A 22491-nucleotide genomic window follows, 5' to 3' on the forward strand; every position below is an offset into this window, starting at 1 on the left:
GGATGCGGCAATGCGTGCCGTGATCTTCGACGAGTTCGGTGTCCCGCCGCAGGTCCGCGATGTTCCGGACCCGACGCCACCGGCCGGTGGCGCGGTCGTCCGGGTGGCGGCGACCGGATTGTGCCGCAGCGACTGGCACGGCTGGCAGGGACACGATCCGGACGTCGTCGTGCCGCACGTGCCCGGGCACGAGTTCGCCGGTGTCGTCACCACCGTCGGCGGCGGCGGCCTGGCTGGACGGACGCGCCCTGGACGGCCCGGAGGCCGTGGCCGAGGCGGTCCGGGAGGCGACCGGCGGCGGCGCGCACCTGTCCTTGGACGCGCTCGGCAGCCACGCCACCTGCACCGCCTCGATCCGGAGCCTGCATCGCCGGGGACGACACGTGCAGGTCGGGCTCCTGCCCGCCGCCCAGGGACACCCGGCGGTGCCGATGGACCTCGTGATCGCGTACGAGTTGGAGCTGCGCGGAAGTCACGGCATGCCGGCGCACGCCTATCCGGAGTTGCTCCGACTCGTCACCGCCGGGGTGCTGCGCCCGGCGGCACTGGTCACCCGCACCATCGGCCTCGCCGACGCGCCGCGCGCGCTGGCCACCATGGACGGTCCGACCGGTGGCGGGATGTGCCTGATCCGGCCCTGATCCCAGCCGGTTCCGAAGCACCGGCGCGGGCGGTCACCGGTGCGGTGGCGACGACGACGGCCCGCCGCTCGCCGAGGGTCAGCACGACCACGGCGCCGAGCAGCACCGCCGAGCCGACGGTGGCCGCTGCCGTGAGCCGTTCGTCGAGGAACAGCACCGCGATGACGGCTGCGGTGACCGGTTCGACCAGGGCGATCACCGATGCGGTGGTCGCCCGGACCGAGACCAGGCCGGCGAAGAACAGCGCGTAGGCCAGCGCGGTGGGCACCGCCCCGAGGTAGGCGAGCAGGCCCAGCACCCGGCCGAGGTCGTCCGCCGTGGGCAGGATCCCTTCCAGCAGGGCCAGCGGCAGCAGGAAGATCATCCCCACCGCGAAACCGCCGAGTGCGGTGGTGCTCGCGGCTCCGCCGTCGCCGTCCCGGCCGCGCTTGCGGTGCAGCAGGGTGACGAGGGCGTACCCGGCGGCGGAGAGCAGCGCGCAGGCCAGGCCGAGCAGCGGCGCGGACCCCTCGCCCGCGCTGCCGCCACCGACGAGCAGGAGCAGCCCGACCAACGCCGAGGCCACGGTGAGCAGGCCGGTACGCCCCAGTCGCTCCCCCATCGTCAGCCGGGATCCGACGGCGATCAGCACCGGCCCGGAGCCGAGAGTCACCACGGTGGCGACCGCCAGTCCGGCGTACCCGACGGCGGCGAAGTAGGCGGTCTGATAGACGGCCAGGCCGACGCCGGTGGTCACCAGCGCGCGCCACCGGTCGCCCGGTCGGGCACGGGTGGCCGGCGCGGCGACGCCGACCGCGCGGGCCGGACGCCGGTGACGGAGCACCAGGTGCCCGGCGCAGAGCAGCAGGACGCCGCCCGCGAACCGCCAGAAGGAGACCGCGACGGGCCCCATTCCGCTGATGTCGTAGAGGATCGCGGCGACCGCGCCGCCGGTCCCCCAGGCGACCGCCGCGACGAGGATGTACAGGACTGCCCGTCCCACGGGCGGGGGCACGGTGGTGTGCACGGGGTTCTCCGTTGTCGTCACCGCCCGGGCAGCACGGACACCCCCGGGCTCGAGTCGTCAGAGCCGGGTCGGCGAGAGCGCCGTTACCGGGTGGGTGGTGGCGACACGACGGAGAAGGTCACCACGGCAGCGTACCGCCCGGGCGGGAGACGCACCGACATCGCCGCACATCTATTGACAAACATCCCTAACAGTCACAGGCTGAGAGAGCGCTCTCTCACACCGTGTCACCGCCGAACGGAGGAGTACCCGTGATTGTCCGAAGAAGACTGCTGGCGGTCGCCGCCGCCCTGATCACCGCCGTTCCGACCGCACTCGTCGCCGCCGCGCCCGCCCAGGCCGTCGGCCCCGCGTTGCTGCCGGTCACCGTCACCAACAACACCGGCCGCTCCGGAGCCGTCCACGTGTACGTCATCGGCGTACAGCTCTCCTCCGGCCGCCTCGGCTACGTCAACCAGGCGGGCACGTTCGTCCCCTGGTCCGGCGGGCAGATCCCGCCGTCGCCCGCGCCCGACGCGTCGATCCCCGGACCGACCAACGGCGCCAACGCGACCATCCGCTTCCCGCGCGGCTTCTCCGGTCGGGTCTACTTCTCCTTCGGCGAGAAGCTGAAGTTCTTCCTGACCCCGACCGGCCTGGTGCAGCCTGCCCCGTGGGCGGCCGGCGACGCCAACCGCGACATCCTGTTCGACTGGAGCGAGTTCACCTACAACGACGCGGGGCTCTGGCTCAACAGCTCCCAGGTGGACATGTTCGCGGTGCCGCACGCGGTCACCGTGACCGGTGCCAACGGCGTCACCAAACGGACCGGCGACGTCGTCGCCAACGGCCGCGCCGCGATCATCAACGGCATCCGGTCCCAGTCCGGCTGGGCGAACACCGTGTACACCCGCGCCGACGGCACCGTGCTTCGGGTGCTGGCGCCGGGCAAGGCCGCCGGGGCGGGCCTGTTCAGCAGCACCTACCTGGACTCCTACATCGCCTCGGCGTGGAACGCGTACACCAGCCGTACGCTGACCGTGGTGCCCTTCGGCGACCGGCCCGACGTCCGCTACTTCGGGCGCACCTCGGGCCGGGTGATGACCTTCACCAACAGCGCCGGGCAGGTCGTCGCCTCGTTCAACCGCCCCTCGTCGGCGAGCGTGTGGGGCTGTGACGGTGATCTGCCCGCCCCCAACGACCAGGTGGTCGGGCCGATCTCCCGGACACTGTGCGCCGCGCTGAACCGGGGCACCCTCGGCACCATCCACACCCAGCCCAGCACCAACGCCGCCGAGTTCTACCGCAGCAACCCGACCAACCAGTACGCCCGGATCATCCACGCCAACATGCGCGACGGTAAGGCGTACGCGTTCGCCTTCGACGACGTCGGCGCGTTCGAGTCGCTCGTGCACGACGGCGACCCGCGCGCCGCCGGCCTGGTGCTCAGCCCGTTCTGATCCCGACCGGCCCCAGGTGGGTGGATCTGTCGCCGCTGTGGCGACAGATCCACCCACCTGCACTCAGTCGACGTCCGGGGCGGGGACCTCGCGCAGGCCGTCGCCGTCGAGGCGCAGCCACCGACGTACCCCGATGTCGTGCAGGAAGCGCTCGTCGTGGCTGACCGCCACGAACGCGCCCCGGTAGGCGCTCAGCGCGTGCTCCAACTGGGCCACGCTGACCAGGTCCAGGTTGTTGGTGGGCTCGTCGAGCAGCAGCAGGTGCGGGGCCGGTTGGGCGTAGAGGACGCAGGCGAGCGTGGCGCGCAGCCGCTCACCGCCGGAGAGCACACCGACCGGCAACTGGGCCCGGGCACCCCGGAACAGGAAGCGGGCCAGCAGGTTCAACCGCTGCGACTGCGGGCGCTCGGGAGCGTACGCGGCGAGGTTCTCCGCCACCGTACGGTCGAGGTCGAGCAGGTCCAGCCGCTGCGACAGGTACGCCACCCGGCCGTCGGCCCGGCGCACCGGCCCGCCGTCGGACGCGGTCTGGCCGGTGAGCAGACGCAGCAGGGTGGACTTGCCGACGCCGTTCGGGCCGGTCAACGCGATCCGTTCCGGCCCCCGGATGGTCAGCTCCAGACCGTCGCCGGGGAACAGCGGACGGCCGTCGTGGCGCACCTGCATCCGCTGCCCCTCGACGAGCGTGCGGCCGGCGGGTACGTCGGTCTCCGGCAGGTCCAGCGTGAGCGCCTGGTCGTCGCGCAGCGCCCGGCTGGCCTCGTCGAGGCGTCCCTGCGCATCGCTGACCCGGCTGGCGTGCGCCTGCTGGGCCCGTCCGGCCGACTCCTGCGCGCTGCGCTTGAGTCCACCCGCGACGATCCGGGCGAGACCGGCGTTGCCGAGGTTGCGCGCGGCGTTGCCGGCCCGCCGTTCGGCCCGCTCCCGGGCCTGCTGCATCTCCCGCTTCTCCCGCTTGACCTCCAACTCGGCGCTGCGCACGGTGCGCTCGGCCAGCTCCCGGGCCGCCCGGGCGGCCTCCTGGTAGGCGGTGAAGTTCCCGCCGAACAACCGGAGCTGCCCGCCGTCGAGTTCGGCGATGCGGTCCATCCGGTCCAGCAGCATCCGGTCGTGACTGACCAGCAGCAGGCAGCCGGACCAGTTCTCCAGCACGGAGTACAGCCGGTGCCGGGCGTCGACGTCGAGATTGTTGGTGGGTTCGTCGAGCAGCAGCACGTCGGGGCGGCGCAGCAGTTGGGCGGCCAGGCCGAGGGAGACGACCTGCCCGCCGCTGAGGGTGTGCAGCGGCCGGTCGAGCGCCACCTCGTCCAGACCGAGCCGGTCGAGTTCGACGCGACTGCGTTCCTCGACTTCCCAGTCGTCGCCGACGGCGGTGAAGTTCTCCTCGCTGGCGTCACCGGCCTCGATCGCCCGCAGCGCCGCTATCGCCGGTGCCACCCCCAACACCTGCGCGACGGTCAGCTCACCGGCGAGCGGAAGGTTCTGCGGCAGGTAGCCGAGCACCCCCTCGACCGTCACGGTGCCGCCGGTGGGAGTCAGCTCACCGGCGATCAGGCGTAGCAGCGTGGACTTGCCGGCACCGTTCGGCGCGACCAGGCCGGTACGGCCGGGCGGCACGGTGAAGGACAGGCCCCGGAACACGGGAGTGTCGTCGGGCCAGGAGAAGGACAGGTTGGTGCAGACGACGCAGACGTCGGACATGGCAGACAGACCTCGGGAGGAATGCCGGGACGCGACCGGCGCCCCGGTCAGACAGACAGGGCGGTGACGTGACGGGCCGCCTGCGGCAGTGGCCGGTCGGCGGCGGGGCCGCTCACCCCGAGATGTCGTCGTCCCCCGACAGCATGTCGCGCTCCTCGTTCCGCATACGCGCGGCTGACCCGCGCTCCGCCAGCCTAACAACTGCACGGCCTGGTCGCGCACGTCAATTCCGTAGCCGTCGGGCGTCAGCGGGCCGGTCAGTCAGGTCGGCCGACGTGGCGCGTTGAGGTGGCTGGTGAGCACCACCAGCAGCTCGAAGCGCGTCGCCGGGTCGTCCAGGTCGGTGCCGTACAGCTCGCGTAGGCGCTTGAGCCGGTAGCTGACCGTCTGCGGGTGGACGAAGAGTTCGGCGGAGACCTCGGCGCGCGAGCCCCAGTGCCGCAGCCACGAGTGCAGGGTGACCAGCAGGCTGTCCCGCTGGGCCGGGCGCAGGTGGGCCAACGGTGCCAGCCGCCGGGCGGCGAGCACCGCCAGGGCGCCGGGTTCGCCGCGCAGGGTCAGCGGGATCAGGTGGTCGTCGGCGAAGACCGGGCCGGGGTCGGGGCCGACCAGCCCGGCGGTCAGCTCGGCGAGGCGTACGGCGACCGGCACCTGGGGCCAGTCCAGCTCGGGGCCGACCACGGCCCGTCGACCGGCCAGCGCCTGCGCCAGCGGGACTCGGGCCGCCCGGGGACCGGCCCGCAGCAGCAACACCGCGTCCCGGCCGCGCTCGATGACCAGGCCGTCGACGCCGTAGCGGAACCGGGCGTCGCGGGCCTGGTCCGGCGGCAGGAGCACCGGCACCACGAGGTCCAGGTCCGGCCAGCCGATCCGGGCGGCGGCCGTGGCCACCGCGCCGGGCATGCCGTCGCCGCGCAGCAGCAGTTCGGCGAGCTGTCGCCGACGGTCACCCTCGCCGGCCTGCTCGCGCACCTGGAGGGCGTACCCGTCGGTGCTGGCGGCGGCCAGTTCGGCGACGTACGCGCTGACCGCGTCGGAGAGGTCGATCAGCTCCTCGGTGTCGACCGGGCGGAGCCGGGCCAGCGACTGGGAGGCGGTGCGCAGCAGCAGCCGGGCGGCCATCCGCAGGGCCGCGAGCAGGGCCTCCGGTCCCCGGTCCTCACGCGCCTCGGCGGCGCCGAGGGCGACGAAGACCTCCCGGATCCGGGGCGGCAACGCGGGCTCGTCGGTGCCGACCAGGCCGAGGAACCGGTCGAGGGCGACCTGGACGGCGGTGTGCACGTCACGGGCGAACTTGTCGTCGGCGATGCCCGCGAAGGCAGGCGTGGCCTCGGTGACCGCGCCCGCCACGGCGGCGACCGTCGACGGCAGGTGCGGACGCATGGACGCGGCCAGGTCGGCGGGGAGACGCCGCCAGGGGGTGGCGGAGACGGGGGCACTCACCGGCCGATTTTGTCACGTCGGGATAAATGAGCCGCTGATTCTCGCTGCCGACGGGACGGTGTCTCGACTCGTGGGCCGGGCGAGGATGGAGCCCGCCGCCGAGCCGACCGAGGAGCGCACCGTGCAGCACCGACTCTCCCGACAACACGTGGTCGACATGTGCCGGACGATGCTCGCCCGGGGATATCTCAAGGCCACCGAGGGCAACGTCTCGGTGCGGGTGCCCGGCCACCGGCTGTACGCGGTGACCCCGAGCAACTACGACTACGACCGGATGCGGGTCGAGGACATCTGTCTGGTCGACTTCGACGGCAAGCACGTGCCCGATGGCACCGGGGCCGACCTCAAGCCGTCCATCGAGTGCGGGATGCACGCCAACATCTATCGGGAACGCCCGGACGTCAACGCGATCGTGCACACCCACCAGCCGTACGCGTCGGCGCTGGCCTTCCTGCGCAAGCCGATCCCGGCGCTCACCGACGAGCAGGTGCGCTTCCTCGGCCGGGAGGTGGCGATCATCGACTACGCCCCGTCCGGCACCGGCTTCCTGGCCCGCAACGTGCAGAAGAAGGTGGCCAGCGGCGACAACGCCTTCATCATCGCCAACCACGGGGTGGTGGCCGTGGGCACCGACCCGGACCGGGCGGTGTTCAACATGGCGTTGCTGGAGAAGGTCTCCATCGCGTACCTGCTGGCGTTGACCAGCGAGACGGGCAGGGTCTACACCATTCCGACCGCGATCCGTGAGATCGCCTTCGGCAAGCTGCGCGCCGACGAGAAGCGGATCGCCGCGCAGATCACCGAGGCGGTCGAGCCGCTGCGGGTACCCGCCGACGAGGACCTGCCCAGCGCCGACGCGACGGCCGCCGCCACCCGGGCCGCCGCCGACACCGAGGCCGACGCGGGCGCTGAGGCCGACGCGGGCGCTGAGGCCGACGCGGGCGCTGAGGCCGACGCGGGCGCTGAGGCCGACGCGGGCGCTGAGGCCGACGCCGGGACCGCTGCCGACGTCGGGGCCGGGGACGCCCCGGCCGTCGAGGAGGGCGCGGCGCCGGGGGCGGAGTCCGCCCGGCTCGGGTACGCCATCAGCGAGTATCCGGACGTCGACGACGTGATGCGCCGGCTCAAGGCGCTGACCGCCCAGCCGCTGCGCGGGCTGCGCCACGACGCGATGCTGGACGTGCTGAACTACTTCGAGACCAAGTGCCGGGCCAGCAGGGAGATCACCGACCGGGCCAAGCGGCGCATCCCCGGCGGGGTGCAGCACAACCTGGCCTTCAACTACCCGTTCCCGCTGGCGATCGACAAGGCCGACGGGGCGTACCTGGTCGACCGGGACGGCAACACCTACATCGACTTCCTCCAGGCCGGTGGGCCGACCATCCTGGGCAGCAACTACGGGCCGGTCAACGAGCGGGTGGCCGAGGTGGTCCGCGCCTCCGGGCCGGTCACCGGACTGTTTCACGAGTACGAACTCAAGCTCGCCGAGATCATTCACCGGTACATGCCGCACGTGGAGATGTACCGCTCCCTCGGCTCCGGCACCGAGGCGGTGATGGCGGCGGTCCGGGGTGCCCGCGCGTTCACCGGCAAGAAGATGGTGATCAAGGTCGGCGGCGCGTACCACGGCTGGTCCGACACGATGGTGTATGGGCTGCGGGTGCCCGGCACGTACCGGATGAACGCCAAGGGCATCCCGTTCGGCGCGACCAGCCGGACCCGGGAGGCGTTCCCGCACGACCTCGGGCAGCTCAAGCGCAAGCTGATGGAGAACCGGCTGCGCGGCGGCACGGCGGCGGTGGTGGTCGAACCGGTCGGCCCGGAGTCCGGCACCCGGCCGGCGCCCCGCGACTTCAACGCCGGGGTCCGCGAGCTGTGCGACGAGTTCGGCGCGCTGCTGGTCTTCGACGAGGTGGTCACCGGCTTCCGCCTCGGGTTGGGCGGCGCGGCCGGCTACTTCGGCGTCACCCCGGACCTGACCGTGCTGGGCAAGGCGGTCTCCGGTGGGTACCCGATGGCCGGTGGCGTCGGCGGCCGGTCCGACGTGATGGCGGTCTTCGGCTCCGGGCTGGACGGCAAGAGCGGCGCGCACATCCAGGTCGGCGGGACGCTGTCGGCCAACCCGCTGTCCTGCGCGGCAGGGTACTACGCCATCGAGGAGATGGCCCGCACCAACGCGCCGGTGATCGCCGGACGCGCCGGGGACCGGCTCACCCGGGGTTTGCAACGGCTGATCGACACGTACGGTCTGCCGTACGTCGCGTACAACCAGGGCTCGATCGTGCACCTGGAGTGCAGCGGCGTGATGCTGCTCGACATGCGCAACCCGGTGAAGCTGCTGCGCGAGAACAAGGCCCGCAAGCGACTCATGGAGCAGATGGGTGCCGCGTACACCGCGCACGGCATCGTCACGCTGGCCGGGTCCCGGATGTACACCTCGATGGCCGACACCGACGCGGTGATCGACGACGCGCTGGCCCGGTTCGACCGGGTCTTCGCGCAGGTCGAAGGGGTCTGAGGCGGGTGGCGGCCAGCGCGCCGCAGATCCTGGCGATCGACCTCGGCACGTCCGGGATGAAGGCGGCCCTGGTCGCCGCCGACGGCACGGTGACCGGGTGGGCCGAGCGGCCGGTGCCGCTGGACGTGCTGCCCGGCGGCGGTGCCGAGCAGGATCCGATGGCCTGGTGGACCGCGCTCGGGGAGGTCGCCGCCGAGTTGGGCCGGGCGCATCCGGAGCAGATGCGGGCGGTCCGCGCGGTCTGCGCCTCCACGCAGGGCGAGGGCACCATCGCGGTGGACGTCGCCGGGGACCCGCTGACACCGTGCATCAGTTGGCTCGACATGCGCGGCGCACCGCACCTGCGTCGACAGTTCGGCGGCTTCCCGGCGTACCAGGGGATGTCGGTGCGCCGCATCGCGCGGTGGCTGCGGCTCACCGGCGGGATGCCCTCGCCCACCGGCAAGGACCCGGCCGCGCACATGCTGCTGGTCCGCGACGAGATGCCGCAGGTGTACGCGCGGACCGCGTCCTTCCTCAACGTGCTCGACTGGATCAACCTGAAGCTGACCGGGCGGACGGTGGCCACCGTCGACTCGATCCTGACCTCGTGGGTGACCGACAACCGGCGGCCCGGCGACATCCGCTACTCCCCCGCCCTGGTCGCCGACTGCGGCATCGACGCCGACAAGCTGCCGCCGATCGTGGCCTGCACCGACGTGATCGGCACGCTGACCCCCGCCGCCGCCGGTCACCTCGGGTTGCCGGAGTCGGTCGAGGTGGTGGCCGGGGCGATCGACAACACCGCAGCGGCGATCGGTGCGGGCACCACCGGCGACCACGAGCCCCACCTCTATCTGGGCACCTCGTCCTGGATCGCGGCGCACGTGCCGGGCAAGAAGACCGACGTGGCGGCGGGCATCGCGTCGGTGCCCTGCGCCATCGGTGACCGCTACCTGATGACCGCACTCCAGGCCACCGCCGGGGCCAACCTGACCTGGCTGCGGGACAAGATCGTGGAGTACGACGACCCGCTGCTCGCCGCTGGGCACGTCAGCCGGGACGAGGGCACCATCTTCGACGCGTTCGACGCGATCATCCCGACCGTGCCGCCAGGTGCCAACGGCGTGCTCTACACCCCCTGGCTGTACGGCGAACGCGCCCCCGTCGACGACCCGAACCTGCGCGCCGCCTTCCTCAACATCTCGCTCGACACCAACCGCTCCGACCTGCTGCGGGCGGTCTTCGAGGGGGTCGCCTTCAACACCCGTTGGCTGGCCGGCGCGGTGGACCGGTTCCTCGGCTCCCGGGTCACCTCGATGGCGATCACCGGCGGCGGCGCGCTGTCGGACTCCTGGTGCCAGATCTTCGCCGACGTGCTCGACGTGGAGATCCGGCGCGACGCCCAGCCGCTGGCGGTCAACGCCCGGGGCGCGGGCTGGATCGGCGCGGTCGGCACCGGACTGCTCACCTTCGCCGACGTCCCCGCGCTGATGCGGACCGACCGGGTCTTCACCCCGGACCCGACGCTGCGGGCCACCTACGACGAGGTCTTCGCCGACTACCGGGAACTGCACCGTCGACTGGCACCGCTCTACCGACGCCTGAACCGCCCGGACCGGCCCCGCGCCCCCCGAAGCTGACCGGCGCCCGACCGACACCCACCCCGTCGATCATGGACTTGTGGTCAGTAATTGCACCGGTGTAGGGCATTCGCGGTCACCACAACTCCATGATCGGCGAGGAGCAGGCCGGGTGAGAGTTAGGGGTGATCAGGGGAAACGGGGGGTATCGGGTGACCGGGTGGGTGAGACTGACGCCATGGTCGACGTCAGGCGGTACGTGGCCGAGTTCATCGGCACATTCCTGCTGGTGTTCCTCGGTGTGGGCAGCGCCGTCGCGGCCCGCGTCGAGGGTGGCGTGGTGGTGGTCGCGCTGTCGTTCGGGTTCGTCATGCTGGCGTTGGTCTACACCATCGGCCAACTCTCCGGCAGCCACGTGAACCCGGCGGTGACCCTCGGCGTCCTGCTCTCCGGCAAGATCTCGCCGGTCGGGGCGGTGGCGTACTGGGTCGCCCAGTTCGCCGGTGCCGCCCTGGGCTCCTTCCTGCTCTGGGTGCTGGTCCGCTGGGGTGGGGTGACCGACCAGACCGGAGTGCTGGGCACCAACGGCTACGGCACCCACATCAACGCCGGTGGCGCGATGCTGCTGGAGACCGTCCTGACGTTCCTGTTCGTCCTGGTGGTGCTGGTGGTGGGCAAGCGCAGCACCGACCTGTCCGGCTTCGCCGGCCTGGCCATCGGGCTGGCCCTCGCCGTGGCGAATCTGGTCGGCGTGGCGCTGACCGGGGCGGCGGTGAACCCGGCGCGCGCCTTCGGACCGGCGATCTTCGAAGGTGGGACCGCCCTCCGCCAGCTCTGGGTGTTCATCGTCTTCCCGCTGCTCGGCGGAGTCCTCGCCGCGCTGGTCGCGCCGCTGGTCGAGCACGGCTCCGGCGTCACCCGGGTCGGTACGCCCCGACCGGCGGGACGCTGAGCGCCCACCTCACCGGTCGGCGCCCATCGGTGCCCGGACCAGCGCGCCGTCGATGTAGCAGTACCGCCACTCCTCCCCCTCCTCCAACGAACGGATCAACGGGTGGCCGGTCTGCCGGTAGTGCTCCTCGGCGTGGTTGTTGACCGAGTCGCTGCAACAACCGACCGCGCCGCAGGTGAGACACATCCGCAGCTGCACCCAGTCGTCGCCGGTCTCCAGGCACTGCGGGCACGCCTCGGCGTCGCTCTCAGTGATCTGGATGCGGTCCAGGTGGGTGCAGGCGGTGCTCATCGTCTCCTCCCGCACGTACCGCCAACTGGAGTGCAGCAGCCGGTCCGGGATGACCCGGGCGAGGTAGCGGGAGTTCGCCGCGAGCAGCGGACTCGCCACCGCCAGCACCAGCACGTACAGGGCGATGAACGGGCCGAGACGCTCGTCCAGACCGGCGCCGAGGGCGAGGGTCGCCAGGATCAGTGAGAACTCGCCGCGTCCCAGCACCGTCAACCCGACGTTGGCCGCGCCCCGCTGGTTGAGCCCGAACAGCCGCCCGGCGATCAGACCGGCCAGCACGTTGGTCACGATGGTCAGCGCGACCGCCGCCAGCACCGGCAGCGCCACCGAGCCGAAGTCGCCGACGTCGATGCTCAGGCCGAACACCACGAAGAAGACCGCCGCGAAGACGTCCCGCAGCGGCAGCACCAGGCGTTCGGCCCGTTCCCGGATGGGGGTACGGGCCACCACCAGACCGATCATCAGCGCGCCGATGGCGTCGGAGACGCCGATCTCGGCCGAGATGCCGGCGACCAGCACCACCAGCCCGACCATCAGGACCGCCAGCAACTCGTCCTCGTGGCTGTCGATCACCTTGCCGACCAGGCGGGCACCGAACCGGGCCACCGCGAACAGGAGGACCAGATACGCGAAGCTCAGCCCGATGCGCAGCGTGAGTTCGCCGGCCGACCCGGCGCCGGAGAGCAACGGCGACAGCAGCGCCAGATAGAGCGCGAGGAAGAGATCCTCGATCACGATGATGCCGAGGATCACCGGTGTCTCGGCGTTGGCCAGCCGACGTAACTCGATGAGTAGCTTGGTGACAATGGCCGACGAGGAGATGCCGAGCGCCCCGGCGATCACGAACGCCTCGTAGCCACCCCAGCCGAGGGCGTACCCAAAGAGGAGCCCGGCCCCGACGTTCAGGGCGATGTACGAGGCGGCGGCGACGAACAGCCGTTTGCCGCTCCCGAGCACCTGTTCGACCGGGAACTCCACGCCCAGGTGGAACAGCAGGAGCACCAGGCCGAGGGAGGCCAGCAGGCTGAGGTCCTCGGGGTGGGCGACCAGCACGGGCCCCGGGGTGCCCGGCCCGAACAGGATGCCGGCGAGCATGAAGAACGGCACGGTCGGCAGGTTGATCCGGCGGCCGAAGCGGGCCAGCAACCCGGCGATGAGCACAAGGGCGCCGAAGCCCACGAGGTCAGCGTGCACGGTGAGGACTCCTGGAGCGGGCTAGAGGGAGCGGAGCGGGCGGCGCGCCGGTTACTCGGAGAAGTACGTGCCGGACAGCAGGGCGCCCACCTTGCGGGCCTGCTCCTCCGACATCTCGATCACGGCCACCGGGTCGTCCGCCCCGGCGGCGAAGACGTACAGGTCACGGTTGCCGTCGCGGCGTACCACGATCGAGATCCGCTGGGTGTTGCTGCCCAGGTCGACGTCGTACCGCTTGCCGATGCCCGGCAGTTCCTGCACGTAGATGCCCTTGCCCATGACCCCTCCCCGCTGTCCTGTCCACGATCCCGGGGCAATCGTACGAGCCCGCCGGCCTTCCGTGACACTCCACCACCGAGTGGTCGACGACGCGCCGGCTCCGGCGCCGGGGGGTGGCGCCGGAGCCGGCGGGTCTGCCGGGCGTACCGTCAGGAGGTGAGCCGGAAGGTGGCGTCGTTGCGCGCCTGGGTGTCGCCGATCTGGTCGAGCCGCAACTGGTAGTCGTAGTGCCGGATGTGGCGGTCCGGGTAGTTGTAGGACTGGAACGAACTCCAGGACGCGTTGCCCAGCCCGGCGACCTGCCGGAAGGTGGCGTCGGCGGCGAAGACCGCGCTGCCGTCGTTGGCCGCCAGCACGAAGTCGAAACCGTAGTGCCGCAGGTAGTACCCGGGATGGTTGACGGACTCGAAGGAGACGTGTCCGGAGGCGTTCGCCAGTCCGGGCACCACCCGGAACTGGGCGTCCTGGGCCGGGTTGACGTTCGGGTCGATGCGCACGTCGTAGTTGACGTGCCGCACGTACCGGTCCTGGTGGGTGTACGCCTGGATCCGGTTGACCGGCGTGCTGGTGCCCCAGCGGGCGAGCACCCGGCTCTCCTCGGCCGCGGTCAGGTTCAGGATCGAACCGTGCCGCTTGCGGGTGCCGCCCATGGCGTAGTCGGTGCGGGTCCGGAAGTTGGTGACGGCGCCCAGGTTCGTCGAGGTGATCGGCAGGTAGCCGCGCCCGGTGGCGTACTGGTCGAGCCAGAGCGCCCACTCGTTGCGGCCGTTGAACTGGGCCCACATCGGCCCCTCCACCACGTTGCCGCCGCCGGTGCCGTTGGAGATGCCGAGGTGCGACAGGTTGCCCAGGGTGGTCCACGAGCCGAGGATCGAGTTGCTGGCCTCGATGGTGATGTGCCCGTCGGCGGAGGCCCGGTAGTAGCGGTAGCCGCCGACGCTGTTCGCCACCTCGACGATCTGCGTGTCGATCAGCCCCTGGCTGCCAGGACGCTCGATGTAGAGCTGGGGTGCGGTGAAGCTGCGGAAGTCGGTGGTCCGCACGTACCAGATACGGTGTTTGGTGACGCCGTTGCGCGCGGAGTTGGTGGCCCAGTAGACGACGTAGTCGCCGGTGGCCTGGTTGTAGATCGCCTCGGGTGCCCAGGCGTTGCCGGCGCCGGGGATCGCCCCGGCGACGTTGATCAGCCACGGCGCGGACCAGTTCACCAGGTCGCGCGACTCCCACACGACCAGGTTGGTGCTGCCCCGGTTGGCCGCGTCGCTCCACGAGGTGCCGCTGGCGATGCGCAGGTCGGTGGCGACGATCCAGTAGCGGTCACCGGCCGGCGAGCGGACCAGGGCGGGGTCCCGGACGCCCCTCGTGCCGACGGTGGAGAGCAGGACGGGCGCGCCGTTGTTCAGGTCGCGCCAGGTCAGCCCGTCGCGGCTGTGGGCGAGGTAGAGCTGTTCCCCGTTCGCCGACTCCCCGATGAAGTGCGCCATCAGGTACCCGGTGAACGGGTCGAGTGCGGCGGCGTCGGCGCGCGGCGCGGGCGCGGCGGACACCATCAACAGGAAGGCGGTGAGCAGGGCGCTCACCCGGGCCAGGACTCTCGGCATCGGCGACTCTCCTCAAACACACCGGATCGAACGACTGTTAGCGCTAACAAGCCCCTCGAAACCGATCGGCGAGAATCACTGTTTCGGGCTTGTTTCGAAGTCTCGACGCCCCTCCGCCCAGTGTCAAGACGAGCGTCGATCCGTCGATCCGTGCGAGCCGTCGCGGCGGTGTGAACGTTCGCTACGACGGACCGCCGGAGCGGCTGCCGGTGGATGTAAGGAGGGGTCCCCTGCTATCGCCTGGTGTATAGCAGGGGACCCCTCCTTACATCCAAGCCTTACCCCGACGACTTGCGGCGACGACGCTTGCGCCGAACGCCGCGCTAGAGCCGCTCGGGGGCGTCGATACCGAGCAGCCCCAGGCCGGTACGCAGGGTGTCGCCGGTGAGGCGGCACAGCGCCAACCGGTTGCCCCGGTACGGCGGCTCGGCCCACAGCACCGGACACCGCTCGTAGAACGTGGTGAGGCTCTGGGCCAGCCGGTGCAGATGCCCGCAGAGCCGGTGTGGCTCGTACCCGGCCACCACCTCGTCGAGGACGTCGGCGAAGGCGTCCAGGTCGAGGATCAGCGCGCGTTCCGCCTGGTCCAGGGTGACGCCGGGGTCGACGGTCTCGTCGGCGCCGTCGGCGCGGGCCAGGATGGACCGCACCCGGGCGTGCGCGTACTGGAGGTAGACGCCGGTGTTGCCGGTCAACGCCAGCATCCGCTCCGGGTCGTAGGTGTAGTCGCGGGTCCGGCTGGTGGCCAGGTCCGCGTACTTGACCGCGCCGATGCCGACCTGCCGGGCCCGTTCGTCGCGTGCCGCGTCGGTCAGGCCCGGGTTCTTGGCGGCGACCACCTCACGGGCCCGGTCCACCGCCTCGGTAAGCAGGTCGACCAGGCGGACGGTGTCCCCGGCCCGGGTCTTGAACGGCCGCCCGTCGGGACCGAGGACGGTGCCGAACGCCACGTGGGCGGCGGGCACGTCCGGCGGCAGCCAGCCGGCCCGCCGCGCGGCGTCGAACACCATCCGGAAGTGCAACGCCTGCCGGGCGTCGACCACGTACAGCAGCCGGTCGGCGCGCAGTTCGGTGACCCGCTGCCGCAGCGCCGCGAGGTCGGTGGCGGCGTACCCGAACCCACCGTCGCGCTTGCGCACGATCAACGGCGTCGGGTCGCCGTCTGGCCCACGCACGTCGTCGAAGAAGACGCAGAGCGCGCCGTCGCTGGTCACCGCCACCTGCCGGTCGGCGAGGTCGGCGGCCACCCCAGGCAGCGCGGCGTTGTACGCGCTCTCCCCCACCGCGTCCGCGTCGGTCAACCGCACGCCGAGCAGGTCGTAGACCTCGGTGAAGTACCGGGTCGACTCGGCCACGATCTGCCGCCACGCGCGCGTCGTCTCCGGGTCGCCGCCCTGGAGGGCCACCACCCGCCGCCGAGACCGCTCGGCGAACGCCGGATCGGCGTCGAACGCCGCACGTGCCCGGCGGTAGAGCAGGGCCAGCGCCCGCATGGAGGAATCCTCCGCGTCCGGCGCGGGATGCTCGGAGCGGTACTGGATCAGCATCCCGAACTGGGTACCCCAGTCGCCGACGTGGTTGCGCCGCACCACCGTCCCGCCCAGGTGCTCAAGGATCCGCACCAGCGCGTCGCCGATGATCGTGGACCGCAGGTGGCCGACGTGCATCTCCTTGGCGATGTTCGGCTGCGAGTAGTCGACCACGGTGGTGACGCCCGCCTCGGGGGTGCCGACGCCGAGCCGGGGGTCGGCGAGCCGGCTGGCGACCTGGGCCAGCAACGCCGCGTCGGTCAGGCCGAGGTTGACGAATCCCGGCCCGGCGACCTCGGCGGCGGCCACCAGACCACCGACCGGCAGGGCCGCGACGATCTCCGCCGCCACGTCCCGGGGGTTGCGCCGCAGCGTTCGCGCCGCCGCCAGTGCCCCGTCGACCTGGAAGTCGGCCCGCTCGGATCGGCGCACCAGCGGGGCGAACCCCGGCAGCACGGCGGCAGCGGTGGTGACGGCGGCGGACAACGACGAGGCCAACGAGGGCACGGTCACGGGGACTCCCGGTGCGGATGGGCAGGATCGTCACGAGATACGTCGGCCGCCCGCGCGGGGACGGGCACGACGGGAGGAACGCGCGGAGAAGCGGACGACTATCGTCGTCGCAGGCGCGAGCGGCGGACGGTGACCAGCACCATGTCCATCACCACCTCGCGCGAGGGCCGCGATCCACGGCCAGGTGCTGATCAGTGTACGCGGCGGCAGTCGCGCCACCCGTCGCGGCCGGGCGAACCGGTCACGCCGACCCGAGCGCGCCGCCTCAACCGACGATGTCCGACGCCGCCACCCCCCGTGGGCCGATCCGCAGCATCGGCCCACCCCATGCAGTCGCCGATTCCGTTGCGGTGGCGGGAGATCGGGGTGGACGGTGTCGGGAAGTCGATCGGGTCGCCTTACCGGCTGCGGTGATCCGAGCGGCGCTCATACTCCCTGCGGGAATGCTCCTGCCACGAGAGGACAGCATGCGAGGCAGCACCATCACGCGCCGGTTCCTGGCCGTCGCGACCACGATCGCGTTGGGGGCCACACCGGTGGCTGCGGCACCGGCCGCCGCCGACACGCCGCAGCTCACCGCAGCCGCCGCGAGCACGGCTCCGTCGACCCGGCAGATCGTCGGCGCGGTCGCGGTGGGCGACCGGTATCCGTACGTGTTCGTGATCGGGACCGACGGCAACCTCTGGATCAACTGGCAGGACCAGTCCGAGCAGTGGAACTGGTCGAACATGGGCACACCGCCGGGGGTCGGCCTGCGGATGCCGATCGGCGTGACCATCGTCGACGGCTTCAGCCGCCCGTACGCCTTCCTCCTCGGCACCGACCAGAACGTCTGGAGCCTGTGGCGCTCGGCGACGAGCTGGCAGTGGCGCAACCAGGGCGCTCCGCCGGGAGCCAACTTCGTGAGCTGGCCGAGCTTCGCGGCGGTCGCGGTGAACGACACCAGCCCGTACCTGTTCGTCCGCAGCGACGGCGACGAGACGGTGTGGGTGAACTGGTGGAACGGGGCCGTGTGGAACTGGACGAACATCGGCTCGCCGCCCGACGGCATCGCGTCCACCGGCCCGGTCGGCGTGCTGTTGGAGAACGGCACGCCGCAGGTCTACACCGTCAGCAACGTCGGCCGACTCTGGACCACCCGCTTCGCCGACACGGCCGCGCCCTGGGTCGACCTCGGCCAGCCGCCCGGCGTCTGGCTCACCGACGCGGGTACGCCCTTCGGCGCCCGCAGCGCGGTGCAGGTCGCACCGGACGCCCGCCCGTACCTGCTCGCCACCGGCAGCGACGACAACGCCTGGCTGCGCTGGTGGACCGGTACCCAGTGGGAGTGGCACAACCTGGGCTCACCGCCGGAGCAGCTGGTCCCGGGCACGCTCGGCGCCCTCTCGGTGAACGGCACCTCGCCGTTCTCCTTCTTCGCCACCGACGGGGGCGGCCTGTGGATCAACTACTGGGACGGGTCCGACTGGTACTGGAGTGACCAGAGCCCGCCGTTCCGGCCCGCCCTGACCGGCACCGCGGTGCTCGCGCCGCAGAACTCCACCCGGCCGGCGATCTTCCTGCGGGACACCGCCGGCAACCTGTGGAGCCGATGGTGGAACGGCAGCTACTGGAGCTGGACGAACCGCAGCCTCTGAACGGCGGCCACGCCACCGGCCCGTGGGGCCGGTGGCGCGGCCGACGGGTCAGCGGGTCGGTGACGCGGTTGGCGGGCCGGTACGGGGTCAGTGGGTCGGTGGCGGGCCGTCCGCGACCGGTGCCGGACCGGAGTCGGTGCCGAAGCCGTCGAGCGCGGCGCGCTCGTCGAGCGTGCGCAGCTCCTGGAAGACGGTGATGTGCAGGTCGGCGGGCGCGTCGAGGCGGGCGTTGACCGACTGCCAGGGCGTACGCGTCGGCGGGGCCACCTCGGCGGCGCCACCGGCGACCAGTTTGTCCGTGGTGGCCTGCGCGTCGTCGACCTCGAACGCGACCCGGATGCGCGGTGCGACCTGCCGGCCCACCTCGACGTCGTCGATCATCCGCTTCTGTGCCGGGTTGGCGATCTCCAAGGTGGCGCGGCCGGCGTCCAGGATCACCACCTCGGCACCGTCGCCGCCGGAGTACGCCGCCTGTTCGGGCAGGCCCAACACGTCACGGTAGAACCGGACGGCGGCCTCGTAGTCGTCAGCCTCGACCACCAGCCGCAACTGGCGTACCGGTGGCACCGCACCCGGACTCGTCACCGTCGTCCCCTTCCGCTTCGGCGCGACGCCCCAGGCCGCGACACCTGCCCGACCATACCGGCGGGGCCCACGGCCCAGATCCGGACCGCCAGCGCGCCGAGGGCCCGGCGCAACAGTGCGACGCAGGGTGGGCAGCACGCCGGGGCCCGGCGCAACAGCCCGGCGCAGGCACGAACCGACAGCGCGGCGCACCGGCCAGGTCGGCCGCCCCCGGAATCGTCGGTGTTGGGCAACGTCGGTGGGACGTGGCAGCATTCGGCGGGTGACCAGCAGCGCCGCCGAAGCGGCCCACCTGCGCGATCTCGCGCGACTGCGCCGCGTCCGGGACCGGATCGACCGTGAGTACGCGCAGCCGCTCGACGTCGAGGCGCTCGCCCGTGGCGTGAACATGTCCGCCGGGCACCTGAGCCGCCAGTTCCGCCTCGCCTACGGCGAATCACCGTACGGTTATCTGATGACCCGGCGCATCGAGCGCGCCATGGCGTTGCTGCGTCGCGGTGACCTCAGCGTCACCGATGTCTGTTTTGCGGTCGGATGTGCCTCGCTGGGCACCTTCAGCACCCGCTTCACCGAGTTGGTCGGTGTGCCGCCGAGCGTCTACCGCCGGGAGGCGGCCCAGGCGACGGCGGGCATCCCGGCGTGCCTGTCGAAGCAGGTGACCAGACCGATCAGGAATCGAGAAGCACAGGTCAGGCAGCCGCAACTAACGTGACCGGCATGGACGTCACCATTCACGCGAGTTTCCTTCCGCAGACCGACCCGGACGCCGCGTTGCGCTTCTATCGGGACACCCTCGGCTTCGAGGTCCGCAACGACGTCGGGTACGGCGGGATGCGCTGGATCACGGTCGGTCCACCCGACCAGCCCAGCACCTCCATCGTCCTGCACCCGCCGAACGCCGACCCGGGCGTCACCGACGACGAACGTCGCACCGTCGCCGAGATGATGGCGAAGGGTACGTACGCCGGCATCGTGCTGGCGACCAGGGACGTCGACGCCACGTTCGAGCAGTTGCAGGCCGGCGAGACCGACATCGTGCAGGAGCCGACCGACCAGCCGTACGGCATCCGCGACTGCGCCGTACGCGACCCCGCCGGCAACCTGATCCGCATCCAGCAGATCGCCTGATCCGCGCGCCGACACGCGACGAGCCGGAGCGGGACGCGTGACGGCCGCCGGCCGGTGAGACAGAGGGAGACACGATGAGCACGGTCCCGAAGAGCCGCTCGGAGGCGGGCGCGGCGCACGTCGCCGACAGCCACGACCTGATCCGGGTGCACGGCGCGCGGGAGAACAACCTGGCCGACGTCAGCATCGAGATCCCCAAGCGCCGACTGACGGTGTTCACCGGAGTCTCCGGGTCGGGCAAGAGCTCGCTGGTGTTCGACACCATCGCCGCCGAGTCGCAGCGGCTGATCAACGAGACCTACAGCACCTTCGTGCAGGGCTTCATGCCGACGCTGGCCCGGCCCGAGGTGGACGTGCTGGACGGGCTGACCACCGCGATCATCATCGACCAGCAGCGGATGGGCGCCGATCCCCGCTCCACGGTCGGCACCGCCACCGACGCCAACGCCATGCTGCGCATCCTGTTCAGCCGGCTCGGGAAGCCGCATATCGGCTCGCCCAACGCGTTCTCCTTCAACGTCGCCTCGGTCAAGGCCAGCGGCATGATCACCGTCGACCGTGGGGCCGGTAAGACGACGCGGCAGACCTTCACGCGTACCGGTGGGATGTGTCCGCGCTGCGAGGGGCGGGGCTCGGTCTCCGACATCGACCTGAGCCAGCTCTACGACGACTCCAAGTCGATCGCCGAGGGGGCGTTCACCATCCCCGGCTGGAAGTCGGACAGTTGGTGGACGGTGCGGACGTACGCCGAGTCCGGTTTCCTCGACCCGCACAAGCCGATCCGGAAGTTCACCAAGAAGGAGATGCAGGACTTCCTCTACCGGGAGCCGACGAAGGTGAAGGTCGAGGGAGTCAACCTCACCTACGAGGGGCTGATCCCCAAGGTGCAGCGCTCCTTCTTGTCCAAGGACCGGGAGTCGCTCCAGCCGCACATCCGGGCCTTCGTGGACCGGGCGGTCACGTTCACCACCTGCCCGGACTGCGGTGGCACCCGGCTCAGCGAGGCGGCCCGCTCCTCGACGATCGACGGCGTCTCCATCGCCGACGCCTGCGCGATGCAGATCAGCGACCTGGCGCAGTGGGTCCGGGGCCTGGCCGAGCCCTCGGTGGCGCCGCTGCTGGCCGCCCTGGGGCACACCCTGGACTCGTTCGTGGAGATCGGGCTGGGCTACCTCTCGCTCGACCGGCCGGCCGGCACGCTCTCCGGCGGCGAGGCCCAGCGCACCAAGATGATCCGTCACCTGGGTTCCTCGTTGACCGACGCCACGTACGTCTTCGACGAACCCACCACCGGGCTGCACCCGCACGACATCGCCCGGATGAACGACCTGCTGCTGCGGTTGCGGGACAAGGGCAACACGGTGCTGGTGGTGGAACACGAACCGGACACCATCGCGATCGCCGACCACGTGGTCGACCTCGGTCCCGGCGCGGGCGCGGACGGTGGCACGGTCTGTTTCGAGGGCACCGTGGCAGGGCTGCGGGCCAGCGGCACCGTCACCGGTCGACACCTGGACGACCGGGTCGCCCTGAAGGAGTCGGTCCGCAAGCCCACCGGCACGCTGGAGATCCGGGGCGCGCGCACGCACAACCTGCGGGGCGTCGACGTCGACATCCCGCTCGGCGTGCTGGTCGCGGTGACCGGGGTGGCCGGCTCCGGCAAGAGTTCGCTGGTGCACGGCTCGATCCCGCCCGGCGTGGACGTGGTGTCGGTGGACCAGACCCCGATCCGGGGTTCGCGTCGCAGCAACCCGGCCACCTACACCGGCCTGCTCGACCCGATCCGTAAGGCGTTCGCCAAGGCCAACGGCGTGAAACCCGCCCTGTTCAGCCCGAACTCCGAGGGTGCCTGCCCGGCCTGCAACGGCGCCGGGGTGCTCTACACCGACCTGGGGATCATGGCCGGTGTGGCCACCACCTGCGAGGAGTGCGAGGGCCGCCGGTTCGACGCCTCGGTGTTGGAGTACCGGCTCGGTGGTCGGGACATCAGCGAGGTGCTCGCGATGCCGGTGAGCGAGGCCCGGGAGTTCTTCGGCGCGGGTGCGGCGCGTACCCCGGCCGCGCACACCATCCTCGGGCGGCTGGTGGACGTCGGCCTCGGCTACCTCAGTCTCGGCCAGCCGCTCACCACGCTCTCCGGCGGCGAGCGGCAGCGACTCAAGCTCGCCACCCACATGGGCGACAAGGGCGGCGTCTGGGTCCTCGACGAACCGACCACCGGCCTGCACCTCGCCGACGTCACGCACCTGCTCGGCCTGCTCGACCGGCTCGTGGACGCCGGTCGGTCGGTCATCGTGGTGGAGCACCACCAGGCGGTCATGGCGCACGCCGACTGGATCGTCGACCTCGGCCCGGGCGCGGGCCACGACGGGGGCCGGATCGTCTTCGAGGGCACCCCGGCCGACCTGGTCGCCGCCCGCTCCACCCTCACCGGCGAGCACCTGGCGGCCTACGTGGGCCGCTGACCGGGCG

At 71.7% G+C, this 22491-nt stretch carries 17 protein-coding genes and 1 pseudogene; 10 read left to right on the top strand and 8 right to left on the bottom strand.

All coding sequences use genetic code 11. The annotated features are described in order from the left end of the window. Positions 1-10: 10 nt before the first annotated feature. Both ACIBMZ_RS14470 and ACIBMZ_RS14475 read left to right on the top strand, forming a co-directional pair. Positions 11-166, top strand: a pseudogene (locus ACIBMZ_RS14470) (alcohol dehydrogenase); the annotation flags it as partial. A gap of 34 nt (positions 167-200) precedes the next feature. Beyond that, complete coding sequence (locus ACIBMZ_RS14475; RefSeq protein ID WP_396693732.1) at positions 201-641, top strand: zinc-binding dehydrogenase; 441 nt, start codon at positions 201-203, stop codon at positions 639-641. Here the strand turns inward: ACIBMZ_RS14475 and ACIBMZ_RS14480 are convergent. Then, complete coding sequence (locus ACIBMZ_RS14480) at positions 550-1623, bottom strand: DMT family transporter (RefSeq protein ID WP_396693734.1); 1074 nt, start codon at positions 1621-1623, stop codon at positions 550-552. The genes ACIBMZ_RS14475 and ACIBMZ_RS14480 overlap by 92 nt on opposite strands. Positions 1624-1898: 275 nt before the next feature. On the opposite strand from ACIBMZ_RS14480, the gene ACIBMZ_RS14485 reads away from it, so the two are divergent. Further along, positions 1899-3086: a beta-1,3-glucanase family protein gene (locus ACIBMZ_RS14485; protein ID WP_396693735.1), complete on the top strand. Its 1188-nt coding sequence runs from the start codon at positions 1899-1901 to the stop codon at positions 3084-3086. Positions 3087-3149: 63 nt separating this feature from the next. Here ACIBMZ_RS14485 and abc-f read toward each other — a convergent pair whose 3' ends face one another. Both abc-f and ACIBMZ_RS14495 read right to left on the bottom strand, forming a co-directional pair. After that, entirely contained in the window at positions 3150-4787 is a 1638-nt protein-coding gene (abc-f, locus tag ACIBMZ_RS14490) for a ribosomal protection-like ABC-F family protein (protein ID WP_396693737.1), read from the bottom strand. Positions 4788-5048: 261 nt separating this feature from the next. Continuing rightward, positions 5049-6230: a PucR family transcriptional regulator gene (locus ACIBMZ_RS14495; protein WP_396693739.1), complete on the bottom strand. Its 1182-nt coding sequence runs from the start codon at positions 6228-6230 to the stop codon at positions 5049-5051. A gap of 121 nt (positions 6231-6351) precedes the next feature. On the opposite strand from ACIBMZ_RS14495, the gene ACIBMZ_RS14500 reads away from it, so the two are divergent. From ACIBMZ_RS14500 to ACIBMZ_RS14510, 3 genes are all read left to right on the top strand, one after another. Then, positions 6352-8748, top strand: a complete 2397-nt coding sequence (locus ACIBMZ_RS14500; protein WP_396694173.1) for an aminotransferase class III-fold pyridoxal phosphate-dependent enzyme — start codon at positions 6352-6354, stop codon at positions 8746-8748. Positions 8749-8753: 5 nt separating this feature from the next. Continuing rightward, the gene (locus ACIBMZ_RS14505; protein WP_396693741.1) at positions 8754-10370 is read left to right on the top strand and encodes an FGGY-family carbohydrate kinase; all 1617 of its coding nucleotides are present in this window, start codon (positions 8754-8756) and stop codon (positions 10368-10370) included. 178 nt (positions 10371-10548) lie between these two features. After that, entirely contained in the window at positions 10549-11262 is a 714-nt protein-coding gene (locus tag ACIBMZ_RS14510) for an MIP/aquaporin family protein (protein WP_396693743.1), read from the top strand. A gap of 9 nt (positions 11263-11271) precedes the next feature. Here the strand turns inward: ACIBMZ_RS14510 and ACIBMZ_RS14515 are convergent, their stop codons facing one another. From ACIBMZ_RS14515 to argS, 4 genes are all read right to left on the bottom strand, one after another. Further along, on the bottom strand, positions 11272-12747 hold the full coding sequence (locus ACIBMZ_RS14515; RefSeq protein WP_396693745.1) for a cation:proton antiporter: 1476 nt from the start codon (positions 12745-12747) through the stop codon (positions 11272-11274). Between the two features lie 51 nt (positions 12748-12798). Beyond that, positions 12799-13026: a potassium transporter TrkA gene (locus tag ACIBMZ_RS14520; RefSeq protein ID WP_131053759.1), complete on the bottom strand. Its 228-nt coding sequence runs from the start codon at positions 13024-13026 to the stop codon at positions 12799-12801. Positions 13027-13175: 149 nt separating this feature from the next. Further along, on the bottom strand, positions 13176-14627 hold the full coding sequence (locus tag ACIBMZ_RS14525) for a glycoside hydrolase family 43 protein (RefSeq protein ID WP_396693747.1): 1452 nt from the start codon (positions 14625-14627) through the stop codon (positions 13176-13178). A 323-nt stretch (positions 14628-14950) separates the two neighbouring features. Further along, positions 14951-16669: an arginine--tRNA ligase gene (gene argS, locus ACIBMZ_RS14530; protein ID WP_396693749.1), complete on the bottom strand. Its 1719-nt coding sequence runs from the start codon at positions 16667-16669 to the stop codon at positions 14951-14953. Positions 16670-17136: 467 nt separating this feature from the next. Here argS and ACIBMZ_RS14535 point away from each other — a divergent pair, with 467 nt between their 5' ends. Then, positions 17137-18306 carry a hypothetical protein gene (locus tag ACIBMZ_RS14535; protein WP_396693751.1) on the top strand — a complete coding sequence of 390 codons (1170 nt, stop codon included), beginning with the start codon at positions 17137-17139 and terminating at the stop codon, positions 18304-18306. Positions 18307-18393: 87 nt separating this feature from the next. Here the strand turns inward: ACIBMZ_RS14535 and ACIBMZ_RS14540 are convergent, their stop codons facing one another. Continuing rightward, on the bottom strand, positions 18394-18891 hold the full coding sequence (locus ACIBMZ_RS14540; RefSeq protein WP_396693753.1) for a VOC family protein: 498 nt from the start codon (positions 18889-18891) through the stop codon (positions 18394-18396). Between the two features lie 262 nt (positions 18892-19153). Between ACIBMZ_RS14540 and ACIBMZ_RS14545 the strand changes: the two genes are divergently transcribed. From ACIBMZ_RS14545 to ACIBMZ_RS14555, 3 genes are all read left to right on the top strand, one after another. Continuing rightward, positions 19154-19603, top strand: a complete 450-nt coding sequence (locus ACIBMZ_RS14545) for a helix-turn-helix transcriptional regulator (RefSeq protein WP_396693755.1) — start codon at positions 19154-19156, stop codon at positions 19601-19603. 5 nt (positions 19604-19608) lie between these two features. Then, positions 19609-20019 carry a VOC family protein gene (locus tag ACIBMZ_RS14550; RefSeq protein WP_396693757.1) on the top strand — a complete coding sequence of 137 codons (411 nt, stop codon included), beginning with the start codon at positions 19609-19611 and terminating at the stop codon, positions 20017-20019. 74 nt (positions 20020-20093) lie between these two features. After that, complete coding sequence (locus ACIBMZ_RS14555; RefSeq protein WP_396693759.1) at positions 20094-22484, top strand: excinuclease ABC subunit UvrA; 2391 nt, start codon at positions 20094-20096, stop codon at positions 22482-22484. Positions 22485-22491 lie beyond the last annotated feature (7 nt).

It is taken from the genome of Micromonospora sp. NPDC049900 (assembly GCF_044461025.1).
Classification (GTDB): domain Bacteria; phylum Actinomycetota; class Actinomycetes; order Mycobacteriales; family Micromonosporaceae; genus Micromonospora.